Genomic DNA, 13,292 nt, shown 5'->3' on the forward strand with positions numbered 1-13,292 from the left:
GGGCTTCACAGCGAGTTGACCTGGACGGTACGGACAGTGCCGTGCGAAGTGCGGATGGTGGCGCTCGGAGTGGCAGTCGGCACGATGCTGTTAATCAACGTCAACCGCCAGCGACCGTTGGCAGGGACCGTCGTAGTGCCCAAAGTGACCAGCCCGTTCGGGGTGGTTACCTGGATGGTGACGGCGTTACCCGTTATCACTGACGAAGTACCGGCGAAGTCCCAGTAGAAGCGGTTGTTGGACCGTGCCTGGACCAGAGACGTGGTGACCGTGAAAGTCTCCTGCGCCGCCGGCCGTGGCGACACTTGCAGCGTGACCGTGGCCGGCGTCGACATGGCGCCTAAGGCGTCCCGGGCGATGTAGGTGAAGGTCGTGGAAAAGGCGGCCGTCACGGTAGCCGGTGGCGTATAAGTGACGGAGGTGCCGTTGGTGCTGACGGTGCCGCGTCCCAGTGCAGGCTGACCGACGCTGGCGACGGTGAGCGGAACATTGCCTTCGGGGTCGCTGTCGTTGGCCAGCACGTTGATCACCAGCGGTACGCCGAGGGTCGCGCCGGTGTCGTTGACAACGGTTGGCGGCCGGTTAGGCGCGACGTTGACGGTCACGGTTGCCGGGGTCGATGCCAATCCCTTGGCGTCCTGGGCGCGGTAGCTGAAGGTCGCCACCATCGGCGCATTGACCACGGCCGGCGGGGTGTACACCAGCGAGGTGGTGCCGTTGAGGGTCACCGTACCCTGGCCGGTTGCCGGCGGGACCAGGCCGGTGATGGTGAGCGGCGTGTTGCCGTCCGGATCGCTGTCGTTGGTCAACACGCTCAGGGTGATCGGCACCCCGAAGCTGGTGCTGGCCGAGTCGGGCCGCGCGACCGGTGGCTGGTTCTCGGCCTGGGCAGGCGCGGTACCGACAACTTTGACGAACTCGGTGTCGGCACCGCCTGCGGCGGATTTGATCGTGACACTGGCCGGCGGTTGAGTCAGGTCATTGACCGTCAGGGTTTGCAAGGTGCCGGATTTCGACATCCGCCCGTAGCCCTGGGCGATCAGGTCAGGCACTTGCACCTCATCACTGGAACGGGCCTGGATGGTCAGGCGCTTGTTGGTCCATTCGTACTGCGCAGTTTCGACTTTCACCACGTCAACCGGCTTGCGCGACACGGCCGTTGGCTGGGTCGTGCCACCCGGGTTGCTGGCCGTGATCACCAACACAGAAGGTGGAGCGCCGGTGGTCAGCCGATGGCCGAAGTACAATCCGTTGTTATCGGTCAGCAAGCTGGTCTGGCATGGCGAGGGTGGCGTGCCGGGTACCAGCGCCAGGGTGTCGCGCATGCACAGGCTGGTACCAGCGGCGGCCTTGGCGAACACTTCCACACGGGTACCGGTGGAAGTGCGGCGATAGGTGGCGCGCTGCAACTCGACCTGGGTCTGGGCACGTGGATCAAGCACCTTGCCGGAGACGGTGAACAGGTTGGTCTGGATGGTGCCGGCCGGGCCGACGATGCGCAAGAAGTTGGTGTTTCTGGGGCTGCCGGTGACCTGTTCGGTCAGGTTAGGGTCGCCGATAAAGGTTTCAGTCACACCGGTGTCCGGGTTGATCTCGGTGTACGGGCCATTGACGCTGCGCAGAAACGGCCCGAGCTCGCCGGCCACGGCGCCGCTGAAATCGCCCGGTGTGCCGATGCCGATGTCACGGGTGATGTTGATGGCGCGGCGGCCTGGCGCGGTGACGTTGACCGTCTCGACGCCATAGGGGTGGGTGATGACATAGGTGCCGGCGACCGGTACGTTCACACGCAGGCGAATACGGGCGAAGCTCACCTGGTCACCTTCCATGGGTACTTCGGAGCCAAACGCCGCTTCCATAGCCGCGACATAGGCGTCCACTCCGTACCCGCCGACGTCCGGAATCGTGGTTTCGGCCAGGTACCAGAAAGTCTCGCCCGGCCAGTTATCCGGGAACACCATCGGCAGGGCATCATCGTAGACGCCGGGGTCCGGCAACAGGGTGCACATATAGGCGGGCGGCACGCTGGCCGCGACCCGCGAGCTGACAGCGCGCGACTGGCACAGCTCCATGGACAGGTTGTTGTTGTCCTGGTACCACATCGGGAATCCGCCGGTGGCGAAGGTGTACGGGCCGGGGTCGACGGCCTTGAGCGCTGCATGAGCGCTACCGGCCAGCGAAACGGACAACCAAAGGGCGCAGTGCGCCATGCGGGGCCAGGTGTTCATGTTGCCTCCTGCTACGAATCTTGGCGTGAGGATGTTCATGGCAAGATCACCACTTCTTCGGTGTCACTCCCGCCATTGGAGGAAGTCACCGTGACCTTGGCCGGCGGAATCGGGGTGATCCCGGTTGTGAGCGTTTTCACCGCGCCTGCGCCGCCCAGGGCGCCGATGTTGGCGCCATTGCCGGTGGCTGCGGTCAGCACCGGTGGGGTGGTTTCGTCGCTGGTGCTGGCGGTCAGGCTCAGCTGGCCTGCGCCCAGGCGGTACTCGGCGCGGGTGATGGTGACCAGGTCGGTCAACGGCATCGGCAGGGTGGTTGGGGTGCTGGTGGGGATGGCCACGCGGTTGTCGACCGTCACTTGCAAGGTGCTCGGCAGCGTCGGGTTATCGGGCGCCTGCACGTACCAGGCACCGGTGCTGTTGGCTTCGCTGAACGGCAGGGCCGGGTTGCGGCTGCTCAAGGTGACCGTGGCCGGAATCGGTGGCGCCAGCACGAACACGTCTTGCTGGGCCTTGAGCACACTGGCTTCGGTCTTGCGTGAATACGTGCTGCGCTGGGTGATCACCGGTGTTGGCCGCGCCGTTTGCGAAAGCTTGCCGGCGATGGCGAACAGCTCGGTGCGCACGTCGATCCCGTTAGGGCCTTCGACCCGCACGAAGTTGGTGTTGAACGGGCTGCCGGTGACAGCTTCGCTGAGGTTCGGGTCACCGATGAATCTCTCCGCCTGACCCGTATCCGGGTTTATCGAGGTGTACGGGCCGTTAACGCTGCGCAAGAACGGGCCGATGTCACTCTTGAGGGCGCCGGTGTAGGTTTTCGGTATGCCAATACCGATGTCGCGGGTCATGTTGATTGCACGACGCCCAGCGGCATCTACCGTGAATACATCGACGCCGTAAGGGTGAGTGACCACGTAGGTGCCGGCAGTGGGGACGTCCACCCGAATGCGAACGCGGCCGAAGCTCACTTGATCGCCCTCTTTGGGCTCCTCGGCGCCGAACGCCGCTTCCACGGCCGTGACGTAACCGAGGTTGATACCGGTCGCGGCGTCGGTGATCTCGGCGTTGGCGATGAACCAGAACGCTTCGTCGGGAAAGTTGGTGGGGAAGACCACGGGCTGGGTATCGTCGAAGACACCTGGGGTGGGCAACAGGTTACACATGTACGCCGGGGCCCCGGGGGTGCTGGCTACCCTGGTGCTCAGGTTTTTCGAAAGGCACAGGTCAAGTACACGTCCATGGCTGTCCTGATACCAGCTGGCAAAGCCACCAGTGGTGTTGTTGTAGGGGCCAGGGTCGACGTCGTACAGTGCCGCCTGTGCGGATCCATCGGTAAGCGAGACGAGCACGACCAGGGTCGCGCTGGTGGAGATGAGACGGCGCATGAGTCAGTTCCTCTGAGGTGAGCCGGGCCCGAGGGCGTTGGATCAGTCAGGGAGGAATCGGCAAATTCCGTACCAATGCGGTGTAAGTGCCTCTGCAGGCCTTGTGCTAGAGCGGTTGCGTGGGGCTGCATCCAGAGGCCTCCGGCAGCCTGATAGGGGCGCAACCCCCAGGGTTGGGGCAAGTTGGGGAAGGCTTCGGGGGAATCACAGGCAGGAGTGGGCTATAACCTTATGAGCACAGCAAAGGACGGTCCGCGATGAATACACCCGAGTGCACAGAGCCGCTGCCACAGGCGGTTGCGAAGAGCCGTTCCGAAGGCATCGGGTACCGCTTCAATCTGCTGCGCTGGTTCTCCTTTATCAGCATGGCCATCATTGGCGCAGTGGCGGTGGGCCTTGGGACCATCTCGTCGCGCTTCATCATCAATGAGAGCATTGAACGTGACGCACTGCTGACTGCGCAGTTCATCCAGGCCGTTGCCTCGGCCGAAGTGCGCCATGTGACCGTCCCCAATGTCCGGACCATGGGCGAATTGCTCGACCCGCGCTCTGACGATGATTTTCCTGATATCACCCCCCAGCAGTTGCAGGCCGCGCGCTGGCAGTTTCTCGACCATATCGAGCATCTGCCCGATGTGCTCCTGGCCAATATCTATGCGCCCGATCGCACGGTGATCTGGTCGACCAATTCGGCGCTGGTGGGCAAGCACATTGACACCGACGACGACCTGGAGCGGGCCTTCGAAGAAAAGATCCGGGTCTCGGCCAGTTACCACAACGTCAACGACGCGCGCGCCGAACAGAAATTCGTTACCGCACCGGATTTTCTGTTTATCGAGAACTACATCCCTTTATTCGACGCCAATGATGAAAATGTCACGGCCATGGTCGAGATCTACAAGGAACCCAAGGACCTGATCAACCGGATGATCCGGGGCGTGGCGACCATCTGGCTGGTGACGGCCGTCGGCGCGGGGTTGATGTTCTTCGGCCTGTACTGGATCGTGCGCCGCGCCGCGGGCCTGCTGGCCAATCAGCAAAAGCAGTTGGTGGCCAACGAAACCTTTGTGGCGCTGGGGGAGATGTCCTCGGCGGTGGCCCACAGTTTGCGTAATCCGCTGGCGAGCATTCGCTCAAGCGCCGAGCTCGCCCTGGAGTTCGAAGAAGGGCCGGCGAAGAAGAACATCGGCGACATCATCCTCCAGGTCGATCGCATGTCGGCCTGGGTCCGTGAGCTGCTGCAATCGTTGCGTCCCTTGAGCGATGAAACCGAGCAGGTCGACCTGGTCGACACCGTGCACGAGGCCTTGCGTGCTTTCGAGCAGCAGATCCAGCGCGCCCAGGTCCACGTGCTGTTCACCCCGCAGCACTCGCCGCGGGTGGTCAGCCAGCAGGTGCTGTTGAGTCAGATGTTCAACAGCTTGCTGTCCAATGCGCTGGAGGCGATGAGCAATGGCGGGACGCTGAGCATCACCCTCGGGCCCGCGCAAGGCCAGACCCTGGCGATGGTGGTGAGTGACACCGGCCGAGGCATGTCGTCGCAGCAACAGAAGCTGGCGTTCCGGCCATTCTTTACCACCAAGCAGGGCGGGCTGGGGGTCGGCCTGATGCTGGTCAAGCGCATCATGGAGCGTTTTGGCGGCAGCGTTCGCCTGGACAGCAAACAGAATCAGGGCACCAAGGTGCACCTGGTGTTCCAGATGGCCCCGCTCAGTGGGGGGGAATTTCCCCGCTAGCGGGGCCTATTCCCCAGCCGACTTTTTTTCCCAAAGCCTGGTAATACATCCGCAGATCCAATAGCGGCAAATTACTATCATCGCCTGCGCTGTCATTAGTATTGATGTGAATACCGATGCATCGCTTGGGCTATAAGGTTTAACGAAAAGCATCAAGGAATCAGTCCGATGAAGATGCTCAGGGTTGCACAAGCGGCCACATGGGGAACCAGTAGCACGCCGGGGCAGTTCAACCTGCTGCGTTGGTTTTCGTTGGTGAGCCTGTTCATCATTGCCTCGGTGGCGGCAGGCCTGGGCTATGTTTCGACCCGGTTTGTGGTCACCGAAAGCGTGGAACGCGATGCGTTGCTCACGGCACAGTTCGTCCAGTCGATCGGCCTCGCGGAAGTGAGGCATGCCGGCTTGAGCCCGCAAATCAGCATGGCCGAATTGCTCGATCCGCGTCAGGATGCCAACCACCCGGGCTTGTCGGCGGCGGCGGTAGCGGCGGCGCGGGTTGAGTTTCTCGACCATATCGAGCACCTGCCGGATTCGCTGCTGGCGATCGTTTATGCACTGGATCGCACCATCGTCTGGTCCTCCAACCCGGAGCTTGTGGGCCAGCAGATTCTGGATGACGACGATCTGGACGAAGCCTTTGAATCTCGCCGGCCGGTCTCGGCCAGCTACCACGAGGTGGCTGAAGAGCGCGATGAGCAAAAGTTTCTGACCGAGCCCAAGTACCTGTTTATCGAAAACTACATCCCGATGTTCAACACCCAGGGTGACAAGGTCACCGCCATGGTCGAGGTCTACAAGGAGCCGCAGGACCTGGTGCGCCGGATCCAGCGCGGCTACGTGATTATCTGGGTGACGACTGTCCTGGGTGGCGCGCTGATCTACCTGGGGCTGTATTGGATTATCCGGCGCGCCAGCCTGATGCTGCAATCCCAGCAGCGCCAGTTGATCGCCAGCGAAACCTTCGTGGCCCTGGGCGAGATGTCCTCGGCGGTGGCGCACAGCCTGCGCAACCCGCTGGCGACCATCCGTTCCAGCGCCGAACTTGCGCATGAAATCGCCGACGTACCGGCGCAGAGAAACATCACCGACATCATCAGCCAGGTCGACCGCATGTCGCGCTGGGTCCGCGAATTGCTTGTGTCGCTGCGGCCGATGAACGATGACGCCGAAACCGTGGACCTGGTCGTGGTCATTGACGATGCCCTGGCCGGCTTCAAGACGCAGATCGCCCGCACCGGAATCCAGGTGCAGCTGAACGTGCCGGCCGCCGCGCCAGTGGTCAGCCAACAGGTGATGCTGACGCAAATTCTCAATAGTCTGTTGGCCAATGCGCTGGAGGCAATGCCCACTGGCGGCGTACTGGGTATCAAGGTTCAAGAGCAAAGCGGGCAGCGTGTGCAATTGCTGCTCGATGACACGGGCAAGGGAATGACTGCGCAACAGGAGCGCATGGTCTTCAAGCCTTTCTTCACCACCAAGCAGGGCGGGCTGGGGGTGGGGCTGGTGTTGGTCAAGAAGATCATGGAGCGGTTTGGCGGCTCGGTCAGCCTGACCAGTCGCGAGCAGGAAGGAACCCGAGTCTGCCTCATCTTCAAGGTTGCGCTGGGAGAAGAACATGGAACACAGCATTCTGGTAGTCGAGGATGACGAACTCCTCGCAGCAAACATCCAGACCTTTCTCGAACGCAAAGGCTTCGAGGTCACGGTCTGTCACAGCGCCGAAGAAGCGCTGGAACAATTGCAGCAGTGCAACCCCGATGCCGTAGTGACCGATAACTCCCTGCCAGGCATGAGCGGCCATGAGCTGATCAAGCAACTGATGGAGAGGGTGCCAGAGCTGAAAGTCATCATGATGACCGGCTACGGCAATGTCGAAGACGCGGTCACGGCGATGAAGGAGGGCGCCTTTCATTACCTGACCAAACCCGTCGCCCTGAGTGAACTCAAGGTGCTGCTGGACAAGGCGCTGGCCACCGAACGGCTGGAGCGCAAACTGTCGTTCTACCAGGAACGGGAGGCACAGAAATCGGGGCTGCAGGCGCTGATCGGCGAGTCGCCGGCAATGCTGGCGATGAAAGCCACCTTGCGCCACCTGCTCGAAGCCGAGCAGCGTATGACCGGCGGCGACCTGCCGCCGGTGTTGGTCGAGGGCGAGACCGGCACCGGCAAGGAACTGGTGGCCCGTGCCCTGCATTTTGACGGGCCGCGCTGCAAGGCCCCCTTTGTGGAATTCAACTGCGCTTCGATCCCTGCCAACCTGCTGGAAGCCGAACTCTTCGGCCATGAAAAAGGTGCGTTCACCGACGCCAAGGAGCGCCGGGTGGGCCTGGTCGAAGCGGCGGATGGCGGCACCCTGTTCCTCGACGAAATCGGGGAGATGGACCTGCTGCTGCAGTCCAAGCTGCTCAAGTTGCTGGAAGACCGTACCATCCGCCGGATCGGCTCAGTGAAAGAACGCAAGGTCGATATCCGCATCATCAGTGCGACCAACTGCAACCTGGAACAGATGGTCCAGCAGGGCAAATTCCGTCGTGACCTGTTCTTCCGTCTACGGATCATTTCGATCAAGGTCCCACGCCTGTATGCCCGTGGCGACGACGTCCTGCTGCTGGCCAAACACTTCCTCACTCACCACGGCCGCCGCTACGGCAAGTCGAGATTGAGCTTCAGCCCCGAAGCGCAACAACTGCTGCTGGGCTACAGCTGGCCGGGCAACGTGCGCGAACTGCGTAACATGCTCGAGCAAACCGTGTTGTTGACCCAACACGACATCATCGCCCCGGCGCAATTGAACGTGTGCATGAGCCTGACCGACGAACCCATGGCCGAAACTGCGCCACCGATGTACGAGCCGCGCATGATGAGCGAGCCGGTGGAAAATATGAACCTGCCGGAAGTGGAGCGCGACATGGTGCGCAAAATGCTCGACCGCACCGACTGGAACGTCACCAAGTCGGCACGACTGCTGGGCTTGAGCCGGGACATGCTCAGGTACAGGATCGAGAAGCTGGGGTTGACGCGGCCGGATAAGCGACAATGGTAACTGCGTGATTAACCGCAGGCAGTAGCGCAGTTGACGATTAACAATTAATCACTATGATTGATTGTTAATCGACATGCCGAATTTGGCGCCCCTGTGAGAGTCTTGATTATGTCCCGCACCTCAGAAACCCGGGTGGTCACCGCCCATGTGCCGCTGAAGCTGGCTGAAAAAATCGACCAAATGGCCGAGCGGCTGGAGCGTTCCAAAGGTTGGATCGTGAAACAGGCACTGGCAGACTGGATCGATCTAGAAGAAGAACGCAGCCGTCTGACCCGCGAAGCACTGGCAGATGTGGATGCGGGACGGGTTATCGACCATCAGGCTGTCCAGGCTTGGGCTGAAAGCCTCAGCACTGATAAGCCGCTTCAGGTTCCTCGCTGATGGAGTTGAAGTGGACAAGCAAGGCACTGTCTGATGTTTCTCGGCTTTACGAATTTCTCTCTCTCGTCAACCAGCCGGCCGCTGCCCGGACTGTTCAACAGCTAGTCGCTGCGCCCACCACCGTGCTCACCAACCCACGCATCGGCGAGCGTCTCGAAGAGTTTGAGCCTCGAGATGTACGGCGAATGTTGATAGGCCACTACGAGTTGCGTTACGAGGTATTGGGCTCAACCATCTTCCTCTTGCGCTTGTGGCATACACGCGAGGATCGCTGATGGACGCCCTGTATTCAATCAACCGCCGACGGTTTTTGTTAGTCGCCGCTTCGCTGCCATTAAGTATTGGCTCCTGGGCCACAGAATCGATAATTGACCGGGTATTTATCAGTCGATGTGCAGCCCTGGAAAAACAATTGAACGGACGCCTCGGCGTCTTTGCCCTCGACACCGGAAACGACACCCAACTGGGCTATCGCGCCACCGAGCGCTTTGCTGTCTGCAGCACGTTCAAGATGATGCTGGCAGCCGCCGTCCTGAAGTTCAGCGAGCGCAAGCCCGGCGTCCTGCAGCAGCGGCTCAGGTACTCGAAAAGCGAGCTGGTCAGCTATTCCCCCGTGACTGAGAGGTACATTGACGAAGGCATGACGGTGGCTGAGCTGTGCGCAGCGGCGGTGCAGTACAGCGACAACACGGCGGCCAATCTGTTGATAAAGCTGCTGGGAGGACCGTCGGCAGTCACTGAATTTGCGCGGTCGATCGGCGATCAGGCGTTTCGGTTGGACCGCTGGGAAACCGAACTCAATACCGCGATTCCCGGTGACCCGCGTGACACCTCGACACCGGCGGCGATGGGGCGCAGCTTGCAGCGCCTGGTGCTGGGCAATGCCCTGGAGCCGGCACAGGCTGCGCAGTTACAAGCCTGGCTGCGCGGCAATACCACCGGCGATGAGCGCATTCGTGCTGGCGTACCGAGTGGTTGGCAGGTGGGGGACAAGACCGGGACCGGCGATTACGCCTCGGCGAGCGACATCGGCGTGGTCTGGCCACCCCAGCGGGCGCCGATCGTTGTAGCGATTTACACGACCCAGCCCGAGAAAGACGCCAAGCCGCGCAATGACATCATTGCTGAGGCGGCGCGGGTGGTGGCTGATTGGGTGCTCGGCTAGAGCTCTATTGCCTGCGCTGGCCTCATCGCTAGCAAGCTTTGCCACACATTCCTCGCTCAACATCGGGGTTGATGCTGAGAGAGGCTGTAGGAGTCCGCCCCGCCTCTTTGAGGCTGCGCTGTCGCGTAGAGAACATGCGGACAAATCGGTAAAAATTTTTTTGCCCCTGCGCCGCCGCGATCTTCCGCCCTACAAACAAGGCTGACAACCCCAATCTCACAGGCCATGGCACGTTGCAACAAATGTGGGAGCGGATTTACCGGAGCGCCGGACCGCCGCGATGCGCCGCGCGGGCGGCGCTCGATTTCGGCAGCGCCGGAAAACCCAAGGCAAGCACTTGGAAGCCTTGATACGGTCCTTAGGCAACCCTCTTCATTCTGATGGGGGAGGCGAGGGGGCCTGCCAGCAGATCGCATGAGCCGTGGGAGGTGCCTGCCTTGGTTTTTCCATTGTTCTTGAGACCGCGCGCCGCCCGCGCGGCGCATCGCGGCGGTCCGGCGCTCCGGTAAATCCGCTCCCACATTTGTTGCAACGTGCCATGGCCTGTGAATTTGGAGTTGTCAGCCTTGTTTGTTCGGCTTTAGATCTGTGTGGTTTCGGTGTGACTATCCCGCAATTGCGCGATGAACCAAAAATCTATCTTTAAAAATCAATGAGATAATTTTTGTTCTATGAGAGCCGAGCTTGTCGGGGCGCCGAACCGTCGCGATGAGGCCAGCAAAGCGACAGAAACCAACATCCTGACGCGACTTGAAACATTTTTGCGGTGTCGGAAATCGGTGCTGCAATTGTAGGATCTCCCCCCGTTATGATTTTAGGTACCTATGACTTCCTTCTCGGAGCCTCCCAGTCCAGGGCCATTCTGGCCTGCTGTAATCCCCCCTTCTGATCGCCCTTGCTCGAGTACTCGTCCATGGAATGGCTAGCCGACCCCACCCCTGGCTAGGCCTGGCGACGCTTATTGTCCTGGAACTGGTCCTGGGCATCGACAACCTGGTGTTTATCGCCATCCTTGCCGACAAACTGCCGCCTCATCAGCGCGACCGTGCACGGCTCATTGGCCTGTTACTGGCCCTGATCATGCGTCTGGGCCTGTTGGCCAGTATTTCCTGGATGGTCACCCTGACCGCACCGCTGTTCGAGGTGTTTGACAAGGGTTTCTCCGGGCGCGACCTGATCATGCTGTTCGGCGGTGTATTTCTGCTGTTCAAGGCCACCATGGAACTGCACGAGCGGCTGGAAGGGCATGTCACCCAAAGCAGCGGCACGCTGCGTTACTCCGCGTTCTGGCCGATCGTGGCGCAGATCGTGGTGCTCGACGCGGTGTTCTCGCTCGATGCGGTCATTACCGCCGTGGGCATGGTTGAACAGCTGTCGGTCATGATGATCGCCGTGGTGATTTCCATCGGCCTGATGATTGTCGCGAGCAAGCCGCTGACCCGTTTGGTCAACGCTCACCCGACCGTGATCATGCTGTGCCTGGGCTTCTTGATGATGATCGGCTTCAGCCTCACCGCTGAAGGTCTGGGTTTTCACATTCCCAAAGGCTACCTGTACGCCGCCATTGGCTTCTCGATTCTGATCGAGGTGTTTAACCAACTGGCTCGTGCGCGGCGCAAGCGCAGCCTGCAGCAGCACCGGCCGCTGCGTGAACGGACGGCCCACGCGGTCTTGCGCCTGCTGGGCGGTCGCCGGCCAGATGCCGAGGAAGTGGGTGAGGAAATCGCCGACATGCTCGAAGACGGTGACGACAACGCGCTGTTTGACCGCCGCGAACGGGTCATGATCAGCGGCGTGCTGAACCTGGCCGAGCGGCCAATCCGCACCGTGATGACGGTGCGCGCCGAAGTCGACGCCATCGACCTTGAGCAACCGCCCGAGCAGGTGCGCATGGCCTTGATGCATTCCTCTTATTCGCGCCTGCCGCTGATCCGTCAGGGACGCATTGAAGAGCCGCTGGGCTACCTGCACAAGAAGGAGTTGCTCAAGACGCTGTTGGCCGGCAACGAGCCGGACCTGGAATGCCTGGCCCGCAAGCCGCTGCATCTGCTGGAGAGCTTCAGCATCTTGAACGCGCTGGAGCAGATGCGTGCGCAGTCGACCCATATCGCCTTTGTGGTTAACGAATTCGGTGACTTCACCGGCCTGCTGACCATGACCGATATCCTCGAGTCGATTGCCGGTGCACTGCCGGATGCCAGCGAAGTGGTTGGCCCGGACATCGTCGAAGAGGAGGACGGCTTTATCGTCAACGGTGCGCTGAACCTCAGCCTGATTCAGGCCCGCACCGGTTTTGGCGCCAGGGCGACCGAGGATTACCAGACCCTTGCGGGTCTGGTGATGAGTTTGCTGGATCGCTTGCCAATGGTCGGCGACACCCTGCGCTGGCAGGCCTGGCAGTTGACCGTGATGTCGGTGGAGGAGCGTCGGGTCCGGCAGGTGCTGCTCAGACCGAACGCCGACGCTGACGCAGCAGGTGCTTGAAGCCTTCAAGGATCAGCACCACCACCGCCAGCCAGATCGGCAGGTAGGTGAACCACTGGTCTGGCCCGATGCTCTCACCCAGCAGCAGGGCCACGCCAACCAGCAGGACCGGCTCGACATAGCTGAGCAAGCCGAACAGGCTGAACGCCAGCAAGCGGCTGGCGAGCACGTAACTGATCAGCGCCAGGGCGCTGATCATGCCCAGGCCCGGAATCAGCCAGTACAGCGCCGGATGTTCCTGCAAATCGCTGCCTGACGCCGGTCCGGCCAATACGAACGCCAGGGCCACCGGCATCATCAGGCACATGTCCACCCACAAGCCGCCGAGGTGATCGGTTCGGCATTTGCGCCGCAGCACGAAGTACAGCGGATAACCTGAAGCCACCAGCAGGGTCTCCCAGGCAAAGCTGCCGTGTTGATACAGTTCATGCCCCACACCCACCATCGCGCAGCAGACCGCCACCGTTTGCAAGTACGACAGGCGTTCGCCATAGACCAGGCGCCCGGTCAGGACCATGGTCAAGGGCAACAGGAAATAGCCCAGCGAGACTTCCAGGCTGCGTCCATGCAGCGGAGCCCAGAGAAACAGCCAGAGTTGCACCCCCATCAGGCTCGAGGTGCCGATAGCCCCCAGCAGCAGCAGCGGTTTCTCTCGAATCCGTCGCAGCAGCCCGATCGCCAGGGAAAAATCACGGCTGACCAACATGAACAAGGTCACGCACGGCAAGGTCAGCAGCATGCGCCAACCGAAGACCTCCTCACCGCTGAGCGGGGTCAAAAGAGAGGTATAGAAATACATCACGGCAAACAGGGCGGATGCCGTGACGGACGAAATGATGCCTTTGGACAAGGAGTGCCTCGCGAAGCGGATTT

General features: G+C 61.2%; 9 protein-coding genes and 1 pseudogene. 7 read left to right on the forward strand and 3 right to left on the reverse strand.

Features of this window, described 5'->3' with window-relative positions; translation table 11 throughout:
- Positions 1–5 precede the first annotated feature (5 nt).
- Entirely contained in the window at positions 6–2,228 is a 2,223-nt protein-coding gene (locus GUY40_RS00380) for an Ig-like domain-containing protein (RefSeq protein WP_166566957.1), read from the reverse strand.
- Between the two features lie 35 nt (positions 2,229–2,263).
- A complete protein-coding gene (locus GUY40_RS00385) occupies positions 2,264–3,610 on the reverse strand; it encodes a hypothetical protein (RefSeq protein ID WP_166566958.1) in 1,347 nt (448 codons plus the stop codon).
- Between the two features lie 257 nt (positions 3,611–3,867).
- On the opposite strand from GUY40_RS00385, the gene GUY40_RS00390 reads away from it, so the two are divergent.
- From GUY40_RS00390 to GUY40_RS00420, 7 genes and pseudogenes are all read left to right on the forward strand, one after another.
- On the forward strand, positions 3,868–5,346 hold the full coding sequence (locus GUY40_RS00390) for a HAMP domain-containing sensor histidine kinase (RefSeq protein WP_166566959.1): 1,479 nt from the start codon (positions 3,868–3,870) through the stop codon (positions 5,344–5,346).
- 168 nt (positions 5,347–5,514) lie between these two features.
- The gene (locus GUY40_RS00395; protein WP_166566960.1) at positions 5,515–6,993 is read left to right on the forward strand and encodes an ATP-binding protein; all 1,479 of its coding nucleotides are present in this window, start codon (positions 5,515–5,517) and stop codon (positions 6,991–6,993) included.
- The gene (locus GUY40_RS00400) at positions 6,962–8,389 is read left to right on the forward strand and encodes a sigma-54 dependent transcriptional regulator (RefSeq protein WP_166566961.1); all 1,428 of its coding nucleotides are present in this window, start codon (positions 6,962–6,964) and stop codon (positions 8,387–8,389) included. The genes GUY40_RS00395 and GUY40_RS00400 overlap by 32 nt, the downstream gene beginning before the upstream one ends.
- Before the next feature lie 108 nt (positions 8,390–8,497).
- Positions 8,498–8,770: a CopG family ribbon-helix-helix protein gene (locus GUY40_RS00405; RefSeq protein WP_166567180.1), complete on the forward strand. Its 273-nt coding sequence runs from the start codon at positions 8,498–8,500 to the stop codon at positions 8,768–8,770.
- Complete coding sequence (locus GUY40_RS00410) at positions 8,770–9,045, forward strand: type II toxin-antitoxin system RelE/ParE family toxin (protein ID WP_166566962.1); 276 nt, start codon at positions 8,770–8,772, stop codon at positions 9,043–9,045. Before GUY40_RS00405 ends, GUY40_RS00410 begins: the two co-directional genes overlap by 1 nt.
- Positions 9,045–9,935, forward strand: a complete 891-nt coding sequence (gene bla / locus GUY40_RS00415) for a class A beta-lactamase (RefSeq protein WP_166566963.1) — start codon at positions 9,045–9,047, stop codon at positions 9,933–9,935. The genes GUY40_RS00410 and bla overlap by 1 nt, the downstream gene beginning before the upstream one ends.
- 913 nt (positions 9,936–10,848) lie before the next feature.
- Positions 10,849–12,419: pseudogene (locus GUY40_RS00420) on the forward strand (transporter associated domain-containing protein).
- On the opposite strand, the gene rarD reads toward GUY40_RS00420, so the two are convergent.
- Positions 12,382–13,269 (reverse strand): EamA family transporter RarD, encoded by an 888-nt coding sequence (rarD, locus tag GUY40_RS00425; RefSeq protein WP_166566964.1) that lies wholly within the window; start codon positions 13,267–13,269, stop codon positions 12,382–12,384. The pseudogene GUY40_RS00420 and the gene rarD sit on opposite strands and share 38 nt — an antisense overlap.
- Positions 13,270–13,292 lie beyond the last annotated feature (23 nt).

The sequence above is a fragment of the Pseudomonas sp. R5(2019) genome, assembly GCF_009905435.1.
Lineage (GTDB): Bacteria > Pseudomonadota > Gammaproteobacteria > Pseudomonadales > Pseudomonadaceae > Aquipseudomonas.

Bases quoted from the DNA above. Each gene is read 5' to 3' on its own strand.
- GUY40_RS00385 (WP_166566958.1), bottom strand. From the start codon at position 3,610: ATGCGCCGTCTCATCTCCACCAGCGCGACCCTGGTCGTGCTCGTCTCG.
- GUY40_RS00410 (WP_166566962.1), top strand. From the start codon at position 8,770: ATGGAGTTGAAGTGGACAAGCAAGGCACTGTCTGATGTTTCTCGGCTT.
- GUY40_RS00405 (WP_166567180.1), top strand. From the start codon at position 8,498: ATGTCCCGCACCTCAGAAACCCGGGTGGTCACCGCCCATGTGCCGCTG.
- bla (WP_166566963.1), top strand. From the start codon at position 9,045: ATGGACGCCCTGTATTCAATCAACCGCCGACGGTTTTTGTTAGTCGCC.
- GUY40_RS00380 (WP_166566957.1), bottom strand. From the start codon at position 2,228: ATGAACACCTGGCCCCGCATGGCGCACTGCGCCCTTTGGTTGTCCGTT.
- GUY40_RS00400 (WP_166566961.1), top strand. From the start codon at position 6,962: ATGGAACACAGCATTCTGGTAGTCGAGGATGACGAACTCCTCGCAGCA.
- GUY40_RS00390 (WP_166566959.1), top strand. From the start codon at position 3,868: ATGAATACACCCGAGTGCACAGAGCCGCTGCCACAGGCGGTTGCGAAG.
- GUY40_RS00395 (WP_166566960.1), top strand. From the start codon at position 5,515: ATGAAGATGCTCAGGGTTGCACAAGCGGCCACATGGGGAACCAGTAGC.